At 70.1% G+C, this 22781-nt stretch carries 20 protein-coding genes and 1 tRNA gene; 6 read left to right on the top strand and 15 right to left on the bottom strand.

All coding sequences use genetic code 11. The features are described from left to right. Window positions 1–13: 13 nt before the first annotated feature. Both aceE and QSV35_RS17300 read right to left on the bottom strand, forming a co-directional pair. On the bottom strand, window positions 14–2758 hold the full coding sequence (gene aceE / locus QSV35_RS17305; protein ID WP_286290087.1) for a pyruvate dehydrogenase (acetyl-transferring), homodimeric type: 2745 nt from the start codon (window positions 2756–2758) through the stop codon (window positions 14–16). 58 nt (window positions 2759–2816) lie between these two features. Continuing rightward, window positions 2817–4373: a nucleobase:cation symporter-2 family protein gene (locus QSV35_RS17300; protein WP_286290086.1), complete on the bottom strand. Its 1557-nt coding sequence runs from the start codon at window positions 4371–4373 to the stop codon at window positions 2817–2819. A gap of 138 nt (window positions 4374–4511) precedes the next feature. Between QSV35_RS17300 and QSV35_RS17295 the strand changes: the two genes are divergently transcribed. Continuing rightward, the gene (locus QSV35_RS17295; RefSeq protein ID WP_286290085.1) at window positions 4512–5273 is read left to right on the top strand and encodes an SDR family oxidoreductase; all 762 of its coding nucleotides are present in this window, start codon (window positions 4512–4514) and stop codon (window positions 5271–5273) included. Between the two features lie 45 nt (window positions 5274–5318). Here the strand turns inward: QSV35_RS17295 and QSV35_RS17290 are convergent, their stop codons facing one another. From QSV35_RS17290 to QSV35_RS17275, 4 genes are all read right to left on the bottom strand, one after another. Continuing rightward, window positions 5319–6230 carry an HpcH/HpaI aldolase/citrate lyase family protein gene (locus QSV35_RS17290; protein WP_286290083.1) on the bottom strand — a complete coding sequence of 304 codons (912 nt, stop codon included), beginning with the start codon at window positions 6228–6230 and terminating at the stop codon, window positions 5319–5321. Window positions 6231–6406: 176 nt separating this feature from the next. Beyond that, window positions 6407–7966, bottom strand: a complete 1560-nt coding sequence (locus QSV35_RS17285; RefSeq protein ID WP_286290081.1) for a hypothetical protein — start codon at window positions 7964–7966, stop codon at window positions 6407–6409. A gap of 162 nt (window positions 7967–8128) precedes the next feature. Then, window positions 8129–8201: transfer RNA gene (locus QSV35_RS17280), tRNA-Thr, on the bottom strand. A gap of 44 nt (window positions 8202–8245) precedes the next feature. Then, a complete protein-coding gene (locus QSV35_RS17275) occupies window positions 8246–9193 on the bottom strand; it encodes a DsbA family protein (RefSeq protein ID WP_286290079.1) in 948 nt (315 codons plus the stop codon). A gap of 305 nt (window positions 9194–9498) precedes the next feature. Between QSV35_RS17275 and QSV35_RS17270 the strand changes: the two genes are divergently transcribed. Beyond that, a complete protein-coding gene (locus tag QSV35_RS17270) occupies window positions 9499–10599 on the top strand; it encodes an ABC transporter ATP-binding protein (RefSeq protein ID WP_286290077.1) in 1101 nt (366 codons plus the stop codon). Between the two features lie 79 nt (window positions 10600–10678). After that, window positions 10679–11974, top strand: coding sequence for a DUF4032 domain-containing protein (locus tag QSV35_RS17265; RefSeq protein WP_286290074.1), 1296 nt, complete (start codon window positions 10679–10681; stop codon window positions 11972–11974). 6 nt (window positions 11975–11980) lie between these two features. On the opposite strand, the gene QSV35_RS17260 is transcribed toward QSV35_RS17265, so the two are convergent. From QSV35_RS17260 to cysS, 4 genes are all read right to left on the bottom strand, one after another. Beyond that, a complete protein-coding gene (locus tag QSV35_RS17260; protein WP_286290073.1) occupies window positions 11981–12619 on the bottom strand; it encodes an NAD(P)-dependent oxidoreductase in 639 nt (212 codons plus the stop codon). Between the two features lie 130 nt (window positions 12620–12749). Next, entirely contained in the window at window positions 12750–13367 is a 618-nt protein-coding gene (locus tag QSV35_RS17255; protein WP_286290072.1) for an NAD(P)-dependent oxidoreductase, read from the bottom strand. A gap of 22 nt (window positions 13368–13389) precedes the next feature. Next, window positions 13390–14373: a 23S rRNA (guanosine(2251)-2'-O)-methyltransferase RlmB gene (gene rlmB, locus QSV35_RS17250; protein ID WP_286290071.1), complete on the bottom strand. Its 984-nt coding sequence runs from the start codon at window positions 14371–14373 to the stop codon at window positions 13390–13392. Further along, window positions 14366–15775, bottom strand: a complete 1410-nt coding sequence (cysS, locus tag QSV35_RS17245; RefSeq protein WP_286290070.1) for a cysteine--tRNA ligase — start codon at window positions 15773–15775, stop codon at window positions 14366–14368. Before cysS ends, rlmB begins: the two co-directional genes overlap by 8 nt. A gap of 78 nt (window positions 15776–15853) precedes the next feature. On the opposite strand from cysS, the gene QSV35_RS17240 reads away from it, so the two are divergent. Then, window positions 15854–16321 carry a GNAT family N-acetyltransferase gene (locus tag QSV35_RS17240; protein ID WP_286290069.1) on the top strand — a complete coding sequence of 156 codons (468 nt, stop codon included), beginning with the start codon at window positions 15854–15856 and terminating at the stop codon, window positions 16319–16321. Window positions 16322–16363: 42 nt separating this feature from the next. Here QSV35_RS17240 and QSV35_RS17235 read toward each other — a convergent pair whose 3' ends face one another. Further along, the gene (locus QSV35_RS17235) at window positions 16364–16774 is read right to left on the bottom strand and encodes a hypothetical protein (RefSeq protein WP_286290068.1); all 411 of its coding nucleotides are present in this window, start codon (window positions 16772–16774) and stop codon (window positions 16364–16366) included. Between the two features lie 115 nt (window positions 16775–16889). Then, on the bottom strand, window positions 16890–18089 hold the full coding sequence (gene ispD / locus QSV35_RS17230) for a 2-C-methyl-D-erythritol 4-phosphate cytidylyltransferase (protein WP_286290067.1): 1200 nt from the start codon (window positions 18087–18089) through the stop codon (window positions 16890–16892). Between the two features lie 184 nt (window positions 18090–18273). On the opposite strand from ispD, the gene QSV35_RS17225 reads away from it, so the two are divergent. Continuing rightward, window positions 18274–19488, top strand: a complete 1215-nt coding sequence (locus tag QSV35_RS17225) for a S1C family serine protease (protein WP_286290066.1) — start codon at window positions 18274–18276, stop codon at window positions 19486–19488. Window positions 19489–19554: 66 nt separating this feature from the next. Here the strand turns inward: QSV35_RS17225 and QSV35_RS17220 are convergent, their stop codons facing one another. After that, window positions 19555–20037: a CarD family transcriptional regulator gene (locus QSV35_RS17220; RefSeq protein WP_286290289.1), complete on the bottom strand. Its 483-nt coding sequence runs from the start codon at window positions 20035–20037 to the stop codon at window positions 19555–19557. A gap of 143 nt (window positions 20038–20180) precedes the next feature. On the opposite strand from QSV35_RS17220, the gene QSV35_RS17215 reads away from it, so the two are divergent. Beyond that, complete coding sequence (locus tag QSV35_RS17215; protein WP_286290065.1) at window positions 20181–20726, top strand: DNA modification methylase; 546 nt, start codon at window positions 20181–20183, stop codon at window positions 20724–20726. Between the two features lie 68 nt (window positions 20727–20794). On the opposite strand, the gene QSV35_RS17210 is transcribed toward QSV35_RS17215, so the two are convergent. After that, on the bottom strand, window positions 20795–21481 hold the full coding sequence (locus tag QSV35_RS17210; RefSeq protein WP_286290063.1) for a response regulator transcription factor: 687 nt from the start codon (window positions 21479–21481) through the stop codon (window positions 20795–20797). Continuing rightward, window positions 21478–22746, bottom strand: a complete 1269-nt coding sequence (locus tag QSV35_RS17205; RefSeq protein ID WP_286290062.1) for a sensor histidine kinase — start codon at window positions 22744–22746, stop codon at window positions 21478–21480. The genes QSV35_RS17210 and QSV35_RS17205 overlap by 4 nt, the downstream gene beginning before the upstream one ends. Window positions 22747–22781: the final 35 nt, after the last annotated feature.

Below are 22781 nucleotides of genomic sequence, written 5' to 3'. Positions count from 1 at the left end.
CATCCGTCGTCCGTCAGGAGTCGCCGCCGGCCGTGCCGGTCGTCCCCGCGTTGACGTCGAGCAGGCGGTAGCGCTCGATGGCCTGCGCGGGAGCATCCGCAGCGACATCCCCGCGCTTGGCGAGCAGCTGCAGCGCGCGCACCACGATCGACTGGACGTCGATCTTGAAGAAGCGGCGCGCAGCCGCACGCGTGTCGGAGAACCCGAAGCCGTCCGCACCCAGCGATGCGAAGTCGTTCGGGAGGAACTGGCGGATCTGGTCCTGCACGGCGTGCATGTAGTCGCTCACCGCGACCACGGGCCCGTGCGAGTCGGCCAGCTGCTGCGCCACGAACGGCGTGCGCGCGGGCTGCTCGGGGTGCAGGAACGTCTCCTCCTCGGCGGCGATGCCGTCGCGACGCAGCTCGTTCCACGACGTCACCGACCAGACATCCGCATCCACGCCCCACTCCTCGGCGAGGATGCGGCGCGCCTCGATCGCCCACGGCACCGAGACGCCGGAGGCGAGGATGTGCGCGGGGATGCCACCTCCGGTGCGATCGGCGACGCGGTGGATGCCGCGGACGATGCCCTCGACGTCGACGCCGTCAGGCTCGGCCGGCTGGACGATCGGCTCGTTGTAGAGGGTGATGTAGTACATCACGTTCGGGTCGGCGTGCTGTCCGCCGTACATGCGGTCGAGGCCCGACCGCACGATGTGGCCGATCTCGTACCCGTACGCCGGGTCGTACGACACGACGGCGGGGTTGGTGGAGGCCAGGAGCGGAGAGTGCCCGTCCGCGTGCTGCAGGCCCTCACCCGTGAGCGTCGTGCGCCCCGCGGTCGCGCCCACGATGAACCCGCGGGTCATCTGGTCGGCGGCGGCCCAGAACGAGTCGCCGGTGCGCTGGAACCCGAACATCGAGTAGAAGACGTACACCGGGATGAGCGGCTCGCCGTGCGTCGCATACGACGTGCCGATGCCCGTGAACGCGGCGACCGACCCCGCCTCGTTGATGCCGGCGTGCAGGATCTGCCCGGCAGGGCTCTCCTTGTACGCCAGCAGCAGCTCGCGGTCGACGGACGTGTAGTTCTGGCCGTTCGGGTTGTAGATCTTCGCCGTCGGGAAGAACGAGTCCATGCCGAACGTGCGCGCCTCATCCGGGATGATCGGCACGATGCGCGGGCCGAGTCCCTGCGGGTCGCGGGCTCCGTCGCGCATGAGGTCGCGCAGGAGCCGGACGAACGCCATCGTCGTCGCGGCATGCTGCGTGCCCGATCCGCGACGTGCGACCTGGTAGGCGGCGTCGCCCGGGAGCGTCAGCTGCGTGTGCTCCCTGCGGCGCTGGGGCACCGAGCCGCCGAGTGCGCGGCGACGGTCCATGAGGTACCGGATCTCGGGCGCATCCGCACCCGGGTGGTAATACGGCGGACGGTACGGGTCGGCCTCGAGCTGCGCGTCGGTGACCGGGATGCGCAGCAGATCGCGGAACGACTTGAGGTCGTCGAGCGTCATCTTCTTCATCTGGTGCGTCGCGTTGCGCGCCTCGAAGTTCGCGCCGAGACCGTAGCCCTTGACGGTCTTCACCAGGACGACCGTCGGCTGGCCCTTGTGCTCCACCGCAGCCTTGTACGCCGCGTAGACCTTGTGATAGTCGTGGCCGCCGCGCTTGAGGTTCCAGATCTGCTCGTCCGTGAGGTCGTCGACGAGCGCGGCCGTCTGCGGCCGGCGGCCGAAGAAGTTCTCGCGGATGTAGGCGCCCGACTCCGCCTTGTACGTCTGGTAGTCGCCGTCCGGCGTCGCGTTCATGAGATCGACCAGAGCGCCATCGCGATCGCGGGCGAGCAGGTCGTCCCACTCGCGCCCCCACACGACCTTGATGACGTTCCAGCCCGCCCCGCGGAAGAACGCCTCGAGCTCCTGCATGATCTTGCCGTTGCCGCGCACCGGGCCGTCGAGGCGCTGCAGGTTGCAGTTGATCACGAACGTGAGGTTGTCGAGCTTGTCGTTGGCCGCGAGCTGCAGGAGTCCGCGGCTCTCCGGCTCGTCCATCTCGCCGTCGCCGAGGAACGCCCACACGTTCTGGTCGGACGTGTCCTTGATGCCGCGGTTGTGCACGTAGCGGTTCGCCTGCGCCTGGTAGATCGCGTTCATCGGGCCGATGCCCATCGAGACGGTCGGGAACTCCCAGAACTCCGGCATGAGGCGCGGATGCGGGTACGACGAGAGCGCGTGGCCCTCCTTCGACTTCTCCTGGCGGAAGCCGTCGAGGTCCTCCTCGGTGAGGCGCCCCTCCATGAAGGCGCGCGCGTACATGCCCGGTGAGGCATGACCCTGGAAGAAGACCTGGTCGCCGCCGCCCGGGTGGTCCTTGCCGCGGAAGAAGTGGTTGAACCCGACCTCGTAGAGCGTCGCGGCCCCGGCGAAGGTCGAGATGTGGCCGCCCACCCCGATGTCGGAGCGCTGCGCCCGGTGCACCATGACGGCGGCGTTCCACCGCATCCAGGCCCGGTACCGGCGCTCGATCTGCTCGTCGCCCGGGAACTGCGGCTCCTGGTCGGCGGGGATCGTGTTGACGTAGTCCGTCGTCGTCGCCATCGGCAGGCCGACGCTGCGCGCGCTCGCGCGCTGCATGATGCGGCGCACGATGAACTGCGCGCGCTCGGTGCCGTGCGTGTCGATCAGCTGGTCGAGCGACTCGGTCCACTCGGCGGTCTCGACCGGGTCGATGTCGGGTCCGTCGGCGAGGGTCGTCTCGGGCAGTCCGGCAAGGGTCATGGGTGCTCCTTTCATGCGCCGAGGGCGGCCGGATGGGCCGCCCTCGACGTTCGCCGCATCAGTGCTGCGACTGGTCGTTCTGCTTGTGCGCCTCCGCGCGCGCGGGGTCGATGGTCGCGATCGATCCGGTCGGGATGATCTCGATCTCCTTGCCGTCCTTCGCGAAGAGCTTGCCGCCGACGTAGTAGTCGCCGTCCTCGAGGGCTGCGAGCTCCTCTTCGCGCACGAGGCGCGCGGGGCCTGCGACGAACACCGACTGGTCCTTCGAGTTCCCCGCCTTGATGTGGTTGAACAGGATGTTCAGGAGGATCGCGACGACCGCGGTCGAGCTGATGCCCGAGTGGAAGATCGTCGAGAACCAGTCCGGGAAGTCGTGGTAGAACAGCGGCGCGACGACGGGCAGCAGACCCACACCGAGCGAGGCCGCCACGATGATCAGGTTCATGTTGTCCTTGTACTCGACCTTGGACAGCGTCCGGATGCCGGAGGCGGCGACCGTGCCGAACAGGACGATGCCCGCTCCACCGAGGACCGACATCGGCACCGCGGCGACGACGCGGCCCAGGATCGGCAGAAGGCCGAGGATGATCAGGATGGCACCGCCGGCGGTGACGACGAAGCGGCTCTTGACCTTCGTGATCGCGACGAGACCGACGTTCTGGGCGAACGCGCTCTGCGAGAACGAGTTGAAGATCGGCGAGATGATGCTGGACAGCATGTCGGCGCGCAGGCCGTCGCCGACGCGGCGGGCGTCGACCTTGGCTCCGACGATCTCGCCGACGGCGAGCACGTCCGCTGTGGTCTCGGTGAGGATCACGAGCACCACGATCAGCATCGAGACGATGGCGGGGATGCTGAAGGTCGGCAGGCCGAAGGCGAACGGCGTCGGGAAGGCGGCGATCGGGCCGTTCAGGACGTTCGAGAAGTTCGCCATCCCGAGCGGGATCGCGATGACCGTGCCGATCACGATCGACAGCAGGATCGACAGGCGCGAGATCGCCGCGTTCCCGACCTTGCTGAGGATCAGGATGATGAGCAGCGTCAGGAACGCGAGGCCGACGTTGGCCATGCTGCCGTAGTCGGGCGCTTTGGCGTTGCCGCCCATCGCCCAGTTCGCGGCGACCGGGATGAGCGACAGACCGATCATCGTGATGACGGAGCCGGTCACGACGGGCGGGAAGAACCGGATGATCTTCGAGAAGATCGGGGTGATCAGGAGGCCGATGGCCGCCGACACCATCACGGCTCCGAACACCGCGGTGATGCCGCCGCCGGAGCCCTTCGTCGTCACGATCGCGACCATCGTCGCAACACCCGCGAACGACACGCCCTGGACCAGCGGCAGCTGCGCGCCGAAGAACGGGATGCCGAGCGTCTGCAGCACCGTCGCGAGGCCGCCCACGAAGAGGCAGGCCGCGATCAGCAGGCCGATGTCGCTCGATTTCAGGCCGGCGGCGGCGCCGATGATGAGCGGCGGGGCGATGATGCCGCCGTACATGGTGAGAACGTGCTGGAGACCGTAGGCGATCGAGGTGCCGATCGGCATCCTCTCATCCTCGGGGCGGCGCTCCGTCGGAGCTTTCGTCGTTGCGGCCTTCTTGCGCGCAGCGCTCATTGCTGACCTCCTCGTCGGCAGAAACCGGGGGTTCGTTGTTCGCCATACCGTATCGCGGAAGTTTCTTTCCGTTTCTGGTAAACATACTGACGCTCGGGTATACCGTCTGTCAAGAGCCGTTTTCCGGAGAGGACCCCCATGACCGCTTCCACCGAACGTCCGCGCACCGTCGTCGTCACGGGCGCCGGCACCGGAATCGGGCGCGCGACGGCGCGCGCCTTCCTCGAGGCAGGATGGGCGGTGGCGCTCGCCGGCCGCACCCTGGACACGCTCGTCGAGGCGGGGATGCAGCATCCCCTCGCCCTCGCGGTCGTCGCGGACGTGACCGATCCTGGATCCGTGCGCGCGCTGTTCTCCCTCGCCGTCGAGCGGTTCGGCCGCGTGGACGCCGTCTTCAACAACGCGGGCGTGCCCGGGCCGCCCGGAGCCGTCGACGAGATCGACCCCACCGAATGGCAGCGGACGCTCGATGTCAACGTGACGGGAGCGATGCTCGTGGCGGCGGAGGCCGTCCGCACGATGAAGGCGCAGACGCCGCAGGGCGGCCGCATCCTGAACAACGGCTCGATCGCCGCGCACCGCCCGCGCCCGCGCACCGTCGCGTACGCGGTCTCCAAGCACGCGATGACCGGGCTCACCCGGGCGATCGCGCTCGACGGACGCGCCTTCGGCATCACGTGCGGCCAGATCGACATCGGCAACGCGGCGACGGGCCTCCTCACCGGGTTCGGCGAGAACCGCGGCTTCGCCCAGGCGGACGGCTCGGTGCGACCCGAGCCGATGTTCGACGTCGCGGATGCGGCGCGCACGGTCGTCATGATGGCCGAGCTGCCCGCGAACGCGGTCATCGGCTCGCTCACGATCACCGCAGCCGGGATGCCGTTCGACGGGCGCGGCTGAGCCGGCGCCGACCGAGGCGGACCAGGCCGCGCCCGCGCGGACGACTCAGTTCGGGTGCACCCCGAACGCGACCGCGAGCTTCTCGATCTTCTGCGCACGGCCGAGGCGCGGCAGGTCGCTGCCGTCGCGCACGACGCGACCGCGGCTCTCGAAGTCGGCCAGGAAGTCGAGCGCCCACGCCACCTCGCTCGGGGTGGGGCTGATGACCTCGTTGATGACGGGCGCCTGCTCGGCGGCGAGGCACAGCTTGCCCGTCATGCCCATCGACACCGTGATGGCGGAGTGCTCGCGCAGCGTCGGCATCGAGTTGCCGACGGTCGGGCCGTCGATGGGCCCGGGAAGTCCGCCGACACGGCTCGCGATGACGAGCCGCGCGCGCGGATAGGCCATGGCCTCGGCATCCGCGCTCATGCCGGTGTCGCGGCGGAAGTCGCCGCTGCCGAACGCGAGCCGGAACGCACCTCGCGCCTTGGCGATGTGGGCGGCATCCTCCATGCCGACCGCCGACTCGATGAGCGCGACGACCGGCACGTTGCCGCCGAGGCGATCGAACGACGACGTGACCTGGTCCGGGGTCTCGGTCTTCGCGAGCATGATGCCCAGGAGATTCGGGATGCCTGCGAGGACAGCGAGGTCGTCGGCCCAGAACGGGCTCGACACGTCGTTCACCCGCACCCAGGCGCGGCCGCCGCCGCGCAGCCAGTCGGCGACGTCCTGCCGGGCCTTCGGCTTGTTCGAGGGGTCGACGGCATCCTCGATGTCGAGCACGACGGCGTCCGCGCGAGAGGCGGCCATCTCGTCGAACTGGTCGACCCGCGTGCCGGGGACCAGCAGCCACGACCGGGCGATCGACGGGTCGACGGGGCGATGCAGTGTGTTCGCACGCGGCGCCACGAGCGTCCTCACGTCCTCCGAGCCGTCGCTCTCAGGGCCACTGCCGTAGGGGTCTGCCGACATCACGCACTTCTTCCGTCTGATGAAAGATAACTTCTGTATACCGAACAACGGTACCACCCGAGGGTCGCCGTGCCCAGGGCTCCACCGCCGCAGCGGGCTGCGGCGAGCGAGGGGTGACGCGCAGGGAGGATCGGATTCGTTCCCCGACGAGCGCGCCCAGGGAGTCTAACGCGGTCTCATCTCCCCGAGCCCTGCGGCGGTCCGGCGGACGCCGAAGGGCCAGGGCCCTGCGGCGACGCCGCGGACGCGGAATGGCCAGCACTCTGCGGCGATGCCGCGGGTGCGGAACTCGCCGATTTCTGCGACGCCGCGGGGGACGCCGGTCTCACCGCAGACTGCGGCGGCCCGGCGGACGCAGGACCGGCCGTCGCATCCCGCAGCACCTTCGCGACGCTCTTGAGGACGCTCCCGTTCCGGCTGGCATCCGCGGACAGCAGCGTGTTGTGGTTCTCCACACTGGCCGGCAGCTGCGAGGCGAGGGCGACGACCGCGCCGATCACGGACCCCTGGGTCTGCTGCACGAGCGCCCCAGGATCCATCTTCGAGCCCGTCAAGCCCGTGTCGAGGACGTGGATGCCGGGTATCGACTCGGGCGTGGTCGCGAACCCGACCTCCGCGATCTGCACCCCCGAGTAGTAGCGGTTGATGTCGTTCGGAGCCTGCGCGGCGTAGTACTCGGTCCCGGACACCGGGCGGTAGCCGGCGGGGGCGCCGACGCTCGCTGCGAGGAAACGCGCCGAGAACCGCGCCCCATCGCGCTCGGCGGCGCTGCCGATCGCCGACGCGTACGAGTGCTCGAAGCTCACCGTGGGCACCCGGGGCAGGGCGTCTTCCACACCCTCGACGAAGCGCGCGTACTCCCGCCCGCGCTCGAAGGCGAACGCATTGTTCTGCGGACCGTTCGACCAGAGGGCGACGAGGTCCATCGTCAGATGCGGCATGGGCCCGGTCATGACGGTGAACGCCACGACGCCGTCAGCCGGTCGCGCATGAGCGACCTGCCACCGCGCGAACGCGGTGACCGGGTCGGCCGCCGTGAAGCTCGAGACGTCGCTGTTCGTCCCAGGCACGACGAAGAGGATCGATCTGGCGGTCTGCGGATCGCCCGTCATCTCGATCACGGCGCTGTGCTGCGGATCCCAGAGATACAGCTGGACCTGGCCGTCAGCCGCACGACGCAGGTAGCGGAGGTAGTCCGCGCTCACCGAGAACGCAGCCGCATCCTTCGTCAGACGCCGCAGCTCCTCGCCGGCGAGATTCCGATTCGCGGCCACGCGCGCACGCGGGGGAACACCGTCCCAGCGGCCGATGAGGGCCGGAACACCGGCGATCAGGGCGTTCTGACGCGCGGTGCTCAGCGAGCGCCACCAGTCATCCACAGCGCGCGGAGGCGTGCTCGCCGCGAGCGCATGCAAGGCGGTCATCTCGTGCGCGGACAAGACCGCAAGCTCCGCAGGGGTGCTCGTCGTGAGCCGGTCGAGCGTCAGCGGCGATGCTGCGGCCGTCGTGCCGGCGCCATCGGAGATGACAGACGCGCCCGACACGTGCGCCCCGTCGAGCACGTGCTCGAGGTCAGCGGCGAGCGGCCCGCGAACGAGCGCGATCAGCACAGCCGCGAAGAGGAGGGCTGCGATCGCCTGCGCCCACCGCGAGCGGGCGTGACCGCGCATCCGCATGATCGGGAAGACCGCGGTGTTCCCCGCAGTCACCGAGACAGGAGCAGGCAGCAGTGCCATCCGCCGACCCCCCTTCGGACGCGGGGATCCTATCGGAAAATGGCCCGCATCGTCGATGCACGGGCGTATCGAGCCGGCCCCAGGACTCAACCCAGGTGGAGCCGACATCGGGATTCGGACCTGCACCCCACCCCGTATGAGAAGCGGGCCGGCTCCCGATCGAGCCGACTACGGGACTCGAACCCGTAACCCCCGTATTACAAGTACGGTGCGCTACCAATTGCGCCAAGTCGGCAGGGGCACAAGTCTACCGACTCGGCCCCGCGCGTCACGCCGCGTCTACTGCCCGGCGGTCGGGGTCGGAGTGGGCGTCGGCGTCGCCGTCTTGTAGTAGGCGTTGCTCGCGACCGTCAGGACGAACTGGGCGAACTCCTTCGGGTCATTGAGCGCGCCCATGTACTGCGTGCCGTTGACCAGCACGATCGGGGTGCCGGTGAGGACCACATGCTTCGTGTCCGGAATGCCGTCGACAGCACGGTCGGTCGCGTTCTTGACCCAGCTCGCGTAGTCCTCGTTCTCGATGCACAGGCGCACGGACTTCGGATCCGCGGCGCCGGAGGCGATCGCAAGATTCGCGAGGTCGCTGTCGCTCATGCCGTCCGAGTCCGGCGAGGGCATCTTCACGAGCAGGTCGTTCGTGAACGCGAAGAACTTCTCCGGCGAGTGCGTCGCGACGCATGCTGCGGCGCTCGCCGCACGCAGCGAGTACTTGGTGCCGTTGGACTTCGCCGTCAGCATCGCCACGGGGTAGTACGTGAGCTTCGCGGCGCCCTCGCTGACCCACTTGGTCAGCTGCTGCACGTTGGCGACCTGGAAGTCGCGCGATCCCGTCGACAGGAAGTCGACGTAGACGCGGATGTCGACGGACGCGGTGGTCGTCGGGGTCGGCGACGGCGTCGCGGATGCGGGGTCGCCCGACGCGGTCGGGGTCGGGGTCGCGTCGCCGATCGCCTGGCCGGAGGTCGTCGTGACCCCGCTGACGCTCGTGATCTGGAAGCCGTCGTTGCTGACGTTCTGCGGCTGCGCGAGGGGCTTGGCCGCCGTGGACGCGAACGCGTAGACGACGGATGCGGCGACAGCGCCCACGAGCACGACGACACCCGTGACGATCCAGAAGCGACGCGCGCGACGCGCGCGGGACTGCTTGGCGTGGACCTGCTGAGCCTTCTCGCGCACCGCATCGCGGCGCTGGCTCGAGGGGGCGTTCGAAGAATCGTCGCTCGACATGGAACCTCTTGTCTGCGGGCCGGGTCGTCCCGGCGAGGGCCCGCGCAACGGGCAGGCGGACCGACGACGATGCTAGCCAGACAGGCTGAGAAATGCCCAGACGTCGCGTGCGAGCACACGGTGTCCGAGGCATATTCCCCACGCACTCTCCACGCATCGCTCCGCGCTGCGAGGAGCCTCGGTGCGCGTGGGCCCCTTGGCCATGCCATAATGGCCCCGCGCCCGATGATGGGCGTGCGGGCAGCGCCCCGCCTCACCCTCACTACGGATCGTCCGGCACGTACCTGCCGGTGAAGGAGAAGAAAATGGCTACGGTCACGTTCGACCAGGCGACTCGCCTGTACCCCGGCGGCACCCGTCCCGCCGTCGACAAGATCAGCCTCGAGGTCGGAGACGGCGAGTTCCTCGTCCTCGTCGGCCCGTCGGGCTGCGGCAAGTCGACCACCCTGCGCATGCTGGCCGGCCTCGAAGAGGTCAACGCGGGCCGCATCCTCATCGGCGACCGCGACGTCACGGACGTCCCGCCGAAGGACCGCGACATCGCGATGGTGTTCCAGAACTACGCGCTGTACCCCCACATGACCGTCGCCGAGAACATGGGCTTCGCTCTGAAGATCGCGGGCGTCGGCAAGGAGGAGCGTGCTGCGCGCGTCCTCGAGGCCGCCAAGCTCCTCGACCTCGAGCAGTACCTGACCCGCAAGCCGAAGGCCCTCTCGGGTGGTCAGCGTCAGCGTGTCGCGATGGGCCGCGCCATCGTCCGCAACCCGCAGGTCTTCCTCATGGACGAGCCGCTGTCGAACCTCGACGCGAAGCTCCGCGTCCAGACCCGCACGCAGATCGCGTCGCTCACGCGCCGCCTCGGCGTCACCACCGTCTACGTCACGCACGACCAGACCGAGGCCCTCACGATGGGCGACCGCATCGCGGTCCTGAAGGACGGCGTCCTGCAGCAGGTCGGCACGCCGCGCGACCTCTACGGGGCCCCGAAGAACGTCTTCGTCGCCGGCTTCATCGGCTCCCCCGCGATGAACCTCTTCACGACCGACGTCGTCGACGGCGGCGTGAAGTTCGGCGAGTCCGTCGTCCCGGTCGAGCGCGAGGTCCTCGCCGACGCCGGTGCGCAGGTCACGATCGGCGTCCGCCCCGAGGACATCCACGTCTCGACGTCGCCGATCGCCGGCCTCGAGGTGATCGTGGACCTCGTCGAGGAGCTCGGCGCCGACGGCTACCTGTACGGCCACTCCGAGATCAACGGCAAGCGCACCGACATCGTGGCGCGCGTCGACGGCCGCACGCACCCGTTCGCGGGCGACAAGGTGTACCTGACGGCGACGCCGGACCACGCGCACCTCTTCGACGTCGAGTCGGGCGAGCGCCTCGGCACGAAGGCCGTCGCCTCGGCGTGACACACTTCTGAGTACGCGATGCGGCGCGGGGGATGCACATCCCCCGCGCCGCATCCGTCTGAAGACCCGGGAGGACCACATGCCTGACGCCCTCAGCATCACCGCGAGCGCCATCGATCCCGCGCTGCTCGCGCTGCCGTGGTCGACGCCTCTCGCCGACTGGTCCAAGCGGGAGATCGTGTACCTGCCCAAGGGCATCTCCCGCCACCTGGTGCGCTTCGCGAACCTGTCCGGTCACGTGGTCGCCATCAAGGAGACGACGGAGGAGATGGCGCGACGCGAGTACGAGATGCTCGGCAACCTGCATCGCCTCGACGTCCCCTGCGTCGAGCGCGTCGCGGTCATCGCAGGACGGACGGATGCGGCGGGCTCACCGCTTCCCGCGGCCCTCGTCACCGCGCACCTGCGGTTCTCGCTCCCGTACCGGGCCCTGTTCACCCAGGTGCTGCGTCCGGACACCGCGACGCGCCTCGTGGACGCCCTCGCCGCGCTTCTCGTGCGGCTGCACAACGTGGGGTTCTTCTGGGGCGACGTGTCCCTCTCCAACACGCTCTTCCGGCGGGATGCGGGTGCCTTCGCCGCCTATCTCGTCGATGCCGAGACCGGCGAGCTCCATGAGACCGGCCTTACGGCGGGCCAGCGGGCGCACGACCTCGAGATCGCGCGCACCAACATCGCGGGCGAGATCATGGACCTCGAAGCGGGCGGGCGCCTCGAGCGCGGCGTCGACGCCGTCGAGATCGCGGACGGCATCATGTCGGCATACGCCTCTCTGTGGGCGGCGCTCACCGACCAGGAGACCTTCGCCGCGAACGAGGCGTGGCGGATCACCGAGCGCGTCCAGCGCCTGAACGACCTCGGCTTCGACATCGATGAGATGTCGATCCAGGCGACGCCCGACGGCACGCGCGTGTCGATCCAGCCGAAGGTGGTGGATGCCGGCCATCACCAGCGCCGGCTCCTCCGACTGACCGGCCTCGACGTCGAGGAGAACCAGGCCAGGCGGCTCCTCAACGACCTCGACGAGTACCGTGCCCGCACGGGCCGCGGCGGCGAGGACGAGGAGATGGTCGCCCACGAATGGCTCACGCGCGTCTTCGAGCCGATCGTGCGCGCCATCCCGTTCGATCTGCGTGCGAAGCTCGAGCCGGCGGAGGTCTTCCACCAGATGCTGGAGCACCGCTGGTACATGTCGCAGGCGCAGGGACGGTCGGTCCCGCTCGCCGAGGCCCTGACGAGCTACATCGACGAGGTGCTGCGCCATCGCCGTGACGAGGCGACCATCATGGGCCCGCCGACCGAGACGCTGTCGATCCCCGTCCTCGGCGCTGACGCGGAGGACGGGGATGAGATCGACTGGCGCGACCTGGTCTGATCTCCGTCAGTAGCCGACGGTGAACCGCTCGCGGCGGTGCTTGCCGTTCTCGATCTCGTCGACGAACGCGACGGCGTAGTCGGCGCCGGAGATGTAGGAGTTGCCGTCGGCGTCCTCGACGAAGACGTCGCCGCCGTCGCGGTAGACGCCCGTGCGCTCGCCGGGGACCCACCCGCCGAACACCTTCGGCGGGTGCACGTAGAACCAGTCGAGGTCGGCGGTCTCCTGCAGGATGTCCAGCGAGTCCATGCCGAACTGCGCCTCGTGGCGGTATTCCTCGGGCACTCCGAGGTCCCACAGGCGCGGTCCACCGGGGGCGGCGAGGCTGCCCATCGCACCACCGACGACGCCGAGACGCGTCGGCGTCCCGGACAGCGCGCCGACGAGCGCGCGGACCGCGTCCAGACCCGAATCCGTCATGTCGCCGCGAGGCGAGATGGCGGAGACGACCACATCGGCACCGTCGAACGTGTCGGCGAGGGATGCCGCATCCAGCACGTCGCCCTGCACGTAGTCGACGCCGTCGACCTTCGCCTCGGGCGCCGTGCGGGACACGGAGACGACCTCATGTCCGCGGGATGCGGCCTCCGCGGCGATGTGGCCACCGGCGTATCCGGTGCCTCCGATGACGATGATGCGGGCCATGCTCGAACTCCTTCGCGCCGCCAGGGTGGCGGCATCCGTCAAGTCCAACACGGTGCGCGAACCTGCATTCCGATGAATGCGCTGAGAGTCATGGCCCGTGCACATCGGCGCGGCCGGGGCGACGCCGTCGTCAGGCGGTGCGCGTGCGGCGCGGCTGCTCGATCTCGTCGACGACGGCGACGGCGAGGTCCGCGCTGTCCGTGTGCGCTTCGCCCTCGGCATCCGTGACGATCCAACCGCCGTCGGCCTCGGAGCGGTCCTCCGCATCCCATCCCTCGAAGCCGCCGGTCGGGCGGAGGTGGAACCAGTCGAGGGAGCTCGGGCCGGCCTTGAGATCGTCGAGGATGCCGACCGATTCGAGCGCTTCCGGCATGTACTCGTCGGCGACCGAGGGCAGATCGACGAGGCGCTCCCCCTCGGGCGTGACGAGCGCGCTCACCGCTCCCCCGATGACGCCCACCCGGACGTCGTCCGGCAGGTAGGTGACGAGTGCCGTGATGTTCGGGCGCACGAGGCCGAGCATGTCGCCCCGCGGCGCGACCGCCGACACGACGACGTCGACGCCGATGAGCTGCGCAACGAGGTCGGGCACGTCGGTCAGCGAGCCCTCGATGTAGATCGCGCCGGCGTGGCGCTCGGACGGGACGCGGCGCGCGACCGCCAGCACCGTGTGGCCGCGGCTCACCGCCTCCGCGATGATGCTGCGACCGGCGTAGCCGGATCCTCCGATGACGGCGATGCGCGCCATGTCCTGCCTTTCGACGTGTGGTTCAGCCGGCGCGCATCGTCGACACCTGGTACAGGGCGACGGATGCGGCGATGCCGGCGTTGAGCGACTCCGTGGCGGCGGAGATCGGGATCGAGACGATCTGGTCGCACGTCTCGGTCACGAGGCGCGACAGTCCCTTGCCCTCGGAGCCGACCACGATGACGACGGGGCGGTCGGCGAGCTCGAGGCTCGGCAGCGACACGTCTCCCCCGCCGTCGAGGCCGAGGACGAAGACGCCCTGCTTCTTGAACTCCTTGAGCATCGTCGTCAGGTTGGCGGCGATGGCGACGGGGATGCGGGCGGCCGCTCCCGCGCTCGTCTTCCACGCGGCGGAGGTGACACCGGCGGAGCGGCGCTGCGGCACGATGACCGCGTGCCCGCCGAACGCGGCGGTCGACCGGATGATCGCCCCGAGGTTGCGCGGATCCGTGACACCGTCGAGCGCCACGAACAGCGGCGTCTCGTCGCGGTCGATGACCTGCTCCAGCACGTCCTGCGGGTGCGCGTACTCGTACGGCGGGACCTTCAGCGCGACGCCCTGGTGCACGCCGTCGAAGCCGGCCATCCGGTCGAGCTCGGGACGCGTGACCTCGAGCACCGGGATCTCCCGGTGCGACGCGATCGCCAGCATCTCCTTGACGCGATCGTCCATCTCCACGCGCTGGGCGATGTACATCGCGGTCGCGGGGATCTTCGCGCGCAGCGCCTCGAGCACCGAGTTGCGGCCCGTCACCGTCTCGGTGTCGTCGCTCGCCTTCGACCGCGAGCTGCGGTTCATGTTCGACTGCTTCGCCTTGGGCTTGCCGCCCGCGGCGACGAAGCGCTCCTGTGCGGCCTTCCGCTTGCCGGCGACGTGCCAGGCGCGGTCCTCCGCCTTCGGGGTCGGGCCCTTACCCTCGAGCGCCTTGCGGCCGAGGCCGCCGGTGCCCTTCGTGGCGCCCTTCTTCTTGCTGTTGCCCGCGCCGGGGCGTCCTGGCTTAGCCATTGGTGAAACTCCAGTGTGTTCCGTCTGTGGTGTCTTCGAGGGCGATGCCCGCCGCCGCAAGCGCCGCGCGCACACGGTCGGCGGCGGCCCAGTCCTTCTCCGCGCGCGCGTCGGCGCGCTGGGCGATCATCGTCTGCACGAGGGCGTCGAGAGCGGATGCCTCCGGCCCGTTGTCCGTCTGCCACTGCTCGTCGGCGGGATCGAGCGCCAGCACGCCGAGCATCGCGGTGACGTCGCGGAACGCGGCATCCGCCGTCTCCCGGTCGCCCGCGTCGAGCGCCGTGTTGCCCGCACGCACCCGCTCGTGCACGACGGCGAGAGCCTGCGGCACGTTGAGGTCGTCGTCGAGCGCCACGGCGAACGCGTCCGGGACGACCGCGACGAACTCGACCTCGTCGGCGTCCGCCGTCAGCACGCGGCCCGCGCGCTCGAGGAAGCCGCCGATGCGGTCGAGGGCGGCCTCTGCCTCGTCGAACGTCGTCGCCGTGATGTCGAGGCTCGAGCGGTAGTGCGCAGCCGACAGCGCGTAGCGGATGACGAGGGGGTCGCGCTCCGCCAGCAGGTCGTCGGCGAGGATGAAGTTGAACAGCGACTTCGACATCTTCTGCGCGCCGACGGTGACGAGGCCGTTGTGCACCCAGTACCGCGCGAACGGGTCGCCCGCCGCGGTGGACTGGGCGAGCTCGTTCTCGTGGTGCGGGAAGCGGAGGTCCAGGCCACCGCCGTGGATGTCGAACTCGGCCCCGAGGTAGCGGCGGCTCATGGCCGAGCACTCGATGTGCCAGCCCGGGCGCCCGGGGCCCCACGGCGATTCCCATGTCGCCGACTCGGGCTCGCCCTTGCCTGCCGAGCCCTTCCACAGGGCGAAGTCGCGCGGGTCGCGCTTGCCGCGCGGATCCGCGTCGGCGGCCGGCTCCATCGCGTCGACGGACTGGTTCGTCAGCTCGCCGTACGCCGGCCACGACCGGACGTCGAAGTAGACGTCGCCCGCCGACGCGTACGCGTGTCCCGCATCGATGAGGCGCTGGATGAGCTCCTGCATCTGCGGGATGGATGCGGTGGCCCGCGGCTCGTACGTCGGCGCGGCGATGCCGATCGCGGCGTATGCCCTGGAGAACTCCTGCTCCATGCGGTAGGCGAGCGCCCACCACGGCTCATCGGGCGTCGCGTTGACGAGCACCTTGTCGTCGATGTCGGTGACGTTGCGCACGAACGTCACGCGCCCGAAGCGGTACTCGAGCCAGCGGCGCAGAAGGTCGAAGCTCAGCGCGCCGCGCAGGTGCCCGATATGCGGGCCGGACTGCACCGTCGGCCCGCAGACGTACATGGTCACGTTCTCCGGGTCGAGCGGCACGAAGTCGCGCAGCGACTGCGCTTCGGTGTCGTAGATGCGGAGGGTCACCGGTCAAGCCTACCGGCGGGCCGGAGCCCATCCCCGGCTGTTTCCTGCGCGAAACATGGCGCGGCTATCGTCACGCTCATGAAACCTGCCATCGAGATCCGCGTCGACGACCTCTCGTCGGAGGACGTCCGCGCGCTCATCGCCGCGCACCTGGAGGGGATGCACGCCTCCTCCCCCGCCTGCAGCGTGCATGCGCTCGACGTCGACGCGCTGCGCGCCCCCGGCGTCACGGTCTGGTCGGCGTGGATCGACGAAGACCTCGCCGGCGTCGGCGCACTCAAGGAGATCGACCCCGAACGCGGCGAGCTGAAGTCGATGCGCGTCGCCGGCGGACATCTCGGACAGGGTGTCGGCAGGGCGGTGCTGCGACACATCATGACGGATGCGGCCACCCGCGGCGTCCGCTCGCTGTGGCTGGAGACCGGCACGACGCCGGACTTCGACGCCGCCCGCGGTCTCTACGCGAGCGAGGGATTCGTGTACTGCGAGCCGTTCGACGGGTACGTCGAGGACCCGTTCTCGGTCTTCATGACCCGCAGCCTGTGACGCGCGACTCTCAGCTGTCCCGCCGGCTCAAAGACGACCGGCTCAGGGCAGGCGCGCCCGGACGATCGCCGTCGAGTCGGCGTTCGTGGTGACGAGCACGACAGGACCCGCCTGGGTGAAGGTCAGATCGTTGGTGTCCCCCAGCTCGCCCTGCGCGAGGGCGTCGGCTGCGCCGGCGGAGTTGTCGTACTCGTAGAGGAAGATCGGCTTCGTGCTGCCGACGGGCAGGCACGACCGCGAGTCGACGGCCGCCCGCGCGGCGGGCGAGACCCATCCGCCCAACGGCGAACCCGTGCCCTCTGCGGTGCAGCCGATGGCGTTCACGGCGTCGTCGATGGACGTGACCGCCGGTCGCTCGCTCGGGACGGTGACGGGACCGGGGTTCCCGTTCGCACCGCATCCGGCCAACATCAGAACGCCCGCTATCACGAGAACACCTGCTGCGCGTCGCATCGAGCCAGCTCCCTCTCCCCGCCGAGACCCGGCGCTCCCCACTGACATACGAAATCGTAGCGTCGCCGGACGTCCGACTGTCAAACCCGACACGGCGCGCACACCGATCCGCGGCTCACGCCGGGACGACGAGAGCGACTGCGAAGACGGAGACGCCCTCGCCCCGGCCCGGGAAGCCGAGTCCGTCGGTGGTCGTCGCAGACACCGCGACGGGCGCTCCGCCGAGCGCCGCGGACAGTGCTCGCTCCGACTCCGCGCGGCGGACGGAGAAGCGCGGGCGGTTGGCCTGCACCTGCACGGCGACATTGCCGATGCGCCAGCCCGCCTCGCCCAGCAGCGCACGCGTGCGGGCGAGGAAGACGTCGGCGTGTGCTCCGGCGTATTCCGGATGATCGGTGCCGAAGTGCGTGCCGATGTCGCCGAGCCCCGCGGCCGAGAGGAGCGCATCCACGATCGCATGGGCGATCGCGTCGCCGTCGGAATGTCCGGACAGCGCCAGCTCCCCCGGCCACTCGAGGCCGCCGAGCCACAGCGGGCCGTCACCGCCGTACGCGTGCACGTCGGTCCCCACGCCCACCCGCGGTGCGGCCGTCGCGGGTGCACCGAGCGGTGACGGCGCTGCATCCGGAACCCCCGCCACGAGAAGTCGCGCGCGCTCGAGATCCGCCGCCGTCGTGATCTTGAACGACCGTTCGGAGCCTGCGACGGTTCCGATGCGGTGACCGGATGCCGCCACCAGCGCCGCGTCGTCGGTGAACTCGGCGGGGGCGGACGCGTACGCCGCATCCAGCACCTCGCGTCGGAATCCCTGCGGCGTCTGTGCGGCCGCCAATTCCGACCGGTCGACGCCCGCGACGACCTCCACCCCGTCGACGCGCTTGATCGTGTCGACGACGGGGAGGACGGGAAGGATGCCCCAGCCCGTCGCGTCCACCGCGTCGATCACGCGGGCGAAGACGTCTGGCGGGGTGAGCGCGCGTGCCGCGTCGTGCACGAGGACGACCTCGACATCGGCCCACACGGCGGAGAGGCCCGCGGCGACGGACGCCTGGCGCGTCGCCCCGCCCGTCACCACCGTGACGAGCTCGCGGGGGCCGACGGTCTCCGCATCCGTCAGCGCATCGCCCTCGCGCCCCGCGGGAGCCACGATCACGACCTGGGCCGCCGGGCCGGCGAACACCCCTCGCAGGCAGTGGCGCAGGATGCTGTGCCCGTCGATGCCCACGAACGCCTTCGGAGCCTCCGCCCCGAGCCTGGTGCCGGAGCCGGCCGCGACGACGATGACCGCGACACGGGGAACGGGGATGATGCTCACATCCCGAATCTAGACGACGGAATCCGCGTCGTCAGCGGCCTGTCGGGCGGCATCGTCGCATAGCTTCTGCATAGCTTCCGCTCCGAGTCCCCTCGGCCTGCGCCGATGGTTCGTTCGGCGCACCCGTGTGCACTGATCCCCATTGCACCGCAATCGCATCGAACTGCAACACGGGGAGCCCATCATGAAGACTTCACATCGCCGACTGACCGGATGGATCGCCGGCGGCGTCGCCGCGGCGGCGCTGTGCACAGGAGGCATCGCCATCGGCGCAGGCGTCTCGCACGCCGCAGCCGATGCCGCAGCCAAGAACTCGTCGATCGTCGAGAGCACGTGGTACGGCGGGGCCTCCGCCTTCTCGAACGGCTACGGATACGGATCGGGGAACGGCTACGGCGGCGGGTACGGATCCGGGAACGGATACGGCTACGGTTCCGGCGGCGGCTACGGCGGCGGTGCCGGCTCCTCCGGCTCGCCGACAGGCGCGACCACCACGGCCACCGACGCCCAGCAGAAGGGCGTCGTCATCATCGACACCGTCCTCGCGTACGACCAGGCGCAGGCCGCCGGCACGGGGATCGTCCTGTCGAGCTCTGGTGAGATCCTCACGAACAACCACGTCGTCGCCGGGGCGACGAGCATCGAGGTCACGATCCCGTCGACCGGCGCGACCTACACAGCGAGCGTCGTCGGCACCGACGCGACCGACGACGTCGCCGTGCTGAAGCTGCAGGGCGCCTCCGGGCTCGACACGGCCAAGCTCGACTCTGGCGGGGGCGTCTCGACCGGCGACGCGGTGACCGCCGTGGGCAACGCCGGCGGCACCGGCACGCTCGTTCAGGCGAGCGGGACGGTGACGGGGACCGGCGCCTCGATCACGACGCAGGCCGAGGGGTCCGCGCCGTCCGAGAGCCTCAGCGGCCTCATCGAGACGAACGCCGACATTCAGCCCGGCGACTCGGGAGGCCCGCTGTACGACAGCGCGGGCGAGATCGTCGGCATCGACACCGCGGCATCCACGAACTCGGCGACGCCCGACGGGTACGCCATCCCGATCTCCACCGCTCTGTCGATCGCCCACCAGATCGAGAACGGCCAGGGCGGCTCGAACATCACGATCGGCGCGCGTGCGTTCCTCGGGATCGGACTGGCCGCGCAGTCGAGCGCCGACGGCGCCGAGGTCGCCGCGGTCTACGACGGCACACCGGCGGCGTCTGCGGGCCTCGCGCAGGGCGACGTCATCACGGGCGTCGACGGCACGGCGATCTCCTCGGGAGACGACCTGTCGGCAGCGCTCGCCGCTCACCGCCCCGGCGACACGGTCCGGATCACCTGGACCGACACGTCGGGCGCGTCGCACACCGCCGACGTCACGCTGACGAGCGGCCCGGCGGCCTGAGCGCCGCCGCCAAAGCCACGCGCCCTTCTCCGCGCACGATGCGAGGAGAAGGGCGCGCGGAGGGTGTCAGGAAGCCAGAACCTCGTCGAGGACCAGGCCGGCCTGCTCCTCGTCGGTCTTCTCGGCCAGCGCCAGCTCGGACACGAGTATCTGACGTGCCTTCGCGAGCATGCGCTTCTCACCAGCGGAGAGACCACGGTCCTGGTCACGGCGCCACAGGTCGCGGACGACCTCGCTGACCTTGATCACGTCGCCGGAGGCGAGCTTCTCAAGGTTCGCCTTGTAGCGGCGCGACCAGTTGGTCGGCTCTTCGGTGAACGGTGCACGGAGCACGTCGAAGACGCGCTCAAGGCCCTCTTTGCCGATCACATCGCGAACGCCGACGAGGTCGACGTTGTCGGCGGGAACCTCGATGGTGAGATCGCCCTGGGTGACACGGAGCTTGAGATAGACCTTCTCTTCACCCTTGATGACGCGAGTCTTCACTTCGGCGATCGTTGCGGCACCGTGGTGCGGATAGACGACCGTCTCGCCAACCTCAAAAAGCATGGAGTTATGTCCCTTCGGCCAATCAAGAATACCACAGGGCTCATGCGCTAAGGTTTGCCGCCGCACCCGGGACCCCCTGCACGTCGGAGGATGCCGGTTCCCCCTAGAATGCTTGTGAAGCCGTGAGTCCGCTAGGAGGAACCGTGAAATCGCGCCTCATCGCGTCCATCGCCGTCGGTGCAGCCGTCATCCTGGGGGCCTCCGGATGCGCCATGCTGTCGCCGCAGGGCACGACGATCCCCTACTCCCCGTCGGACGGCATCAACGTCCCGGACGCGCCGAACGCGCCGCTGCAGATCCGCAACGCGATGATCATCGCGACGGCGAACGGCGCGGACGGCAACCTCGTCGCGGCGATCGTCAACCAGACCGATCAGGATGCGACCCTCCACGTCGCCGTGACCGGCACCTCGATCTCCGAGCAGATCGACGTCCCCGCGAACTCCACCGTCAGCCTCGGCGACGGTGCGCAGAACACCGACCCGCTCCTGCTCTCAGGCATCGACACGAAGCCGGGCAAGACGCTCTCCGTGGTCTTCCAGTCGGGCGAGGCCGACGGCGTTCCGATCCACCTTCCGGTCCTCGACGGCACCCTGCCGTACTACGCGACGCTCGTGCCGACCCCGTCGCCGACGATCCTCCACGGCGTGACGCTCTCACCGACGCCGACGCCGTCGACCACGCCGTAGTCGACAGCTCCTCGTCATACGAGCGAGGCCCGCGCTGATGCGCGGGCCTCACTCGTATGCGGGAAGCGTCATCCCTCGAAGCGATACCCCAGCCCGCGGACCGTCACGAGCATGACCGGCTCCCCCGGGTTCTCCTCGATGCGCGACCGGATGCGCTTGATGTGCACGTCCAGCGTCTTCGTGTCGCCGAAGTAGTCGGTCCCCCAGACGCGATCGATGAGCTGGCCGCGCGTGAGGACACGTCCGGCGTTGCGCATCAGCACCTCGAGGAGCTCGAATTCCTTGAGCGGCATGGCGATCTCGGAGCCGTCGACGGCGACCGTGTGGCGGTCGATGTCCAGCGTCACCCGGCCGCCGGCCAGCACGCGCTCGTCGAGGTCGGCCTCCAGAGCCGCGCTGCGCCGCAGGACCGCGCGCATGCGGGCGAGGAGTTCGCGGGCCGAGTAGGGCTTCGTGACGTAGTCGTCGGCGCCGAGCTCCAGCCCGACGACGATGTCCACTTCGGAGTCCTTCGCGGTCAGCATGATGATCGGCACCGCCGACGTCGACCGGATCTGGCGGCACACCTCGGTGCCCGGCATCCCGGGGAGCATGAGGTCGAGCAGCACGATATCGGCACCCCGCTCGCGGTACGCGTCGAGCGCGGTCGGCCCGTCCTCGGCGATCTCGACGTCGAACCCCTCCCGGCGGAGGAGGTACGCGAGCGGGTCGGCGAGGTCGGGCTCGTCCTCGACGAGCAGGACGCGGGTCGTCATACGGTCTCTCCCTCAGGGGTGGTGTCCGCCGTCGGGCGGGACTTCTTCGCGGACGGGGACGCATCCCGCTCCGGCTTCTTCGCCGCTTCGCCCCCGGCCTTGGCCTTATTGGGACGCTTGCGGGGCGGCTGCTCGGCGTCGGGCGCGTCGATGCGCGGAAGCCGGATGGTGAAGGTCGACCCGCGCCCGGGTCGCGACCACAGCACGACCTCCCCGCCGTGCCGCTGCGCGGCGTGCTTGACGATCGACAGCCCGAGCCCCGAACCGCCGGTGCGGCGGGAGCGGGCCTGGTCGGCGCGGTAGAACCGTTCGAAGACGCGCTGCTGGTCCGCCTCCGCGATGCCGATGCCGCGGTCGGTGACCGCGATCTCCACGATCCCGTCCACCGCCCGCACGCCGATTCCCACCGTCGATCCCTGGGGCGAATACGCGATCGCGTTGGCGATGAGGTTGCCGACCGCCTCCCCCAGCACCTGGCCGTCGCCGCGGACGTAGAGTCCGCGCTCGCCGCCGCGGTGCACGTCCACCCCCGCGGACTGCGCCTGCACGGCATGGGCTTCGAGTGCGGAGGCGACGACCTCGTCGACCGCGACATCGCGCGCGTCGCCGAAGTCGTCGGCGGCCTGCAGCCGCGACAGGTTCATGATCCGCGAGGTCAGCTGGCCGAGGCGCGTCGCCTCCGCGGAGAGCCGCGCCGTGAAGATCCGCACCTGGTCCGGGTCATCGGCGGCCGATTCGATCGCCTCGGCGAGCAGGCTCACCGCCCCCACCGGCGTCTTCAGCTCATGGCTCGTGTTGGCGACGAAGTCGCGGCGCATCTCCTCCACACGCTCGCGCTCCGTGATGTCCCGCAGGACCGCCAGGACCAGCCGCGGCGACACCTCGACGATGCGGACGGCCACGAGCCGCGTGCCGCCGATGGCGGCGCCCCGGCGCAGGCGCAGGGTGCCGGTGACCGGCAGGTGCGTGTCGCGCGCCTCCCGGGCGAGAGCGCGCAGCTCGTCCGCGGGCAGGAGCGACCCGACGCGCATCCCGAACTCGTCCGCCGACGGCGACGACGCGCGCACGGTCCCCGATGCGTCCACGACGGCGGCCGCGTCGTCCATTCCGGCGAGCACCTCATCCGTGCCGGGCGGCACCAGCTGCGACGATTCGGCGCGCGCACGATCGTGGGCGCGCATCGATGCCATCACGACGGCGACCGCTGAGCCCCCGACGATCACCCCGACGAGAAGGGCGAGCAGCGCGAGCTGCACCGAATCCATGGCACCAGCGTAAAGGTCTGCGCACCCCGCATCCG

The sequence above is a fragment of the Microbacterium candidum genome (assembly GCF_030315975.1).
In the GTDB taxonomy this organism is placed as follows: Bacteria; Actinomycetota; Actinomycetes; order Actinomycetales; family Microbacteriaceae; genus Microbacterium; species Microbacterium candidum.
The sequence above is the reverse complement of the archived record's forward strand: the minus strand, read 5'-3'. Positions and strand labels throughout refer to the sequence as shown.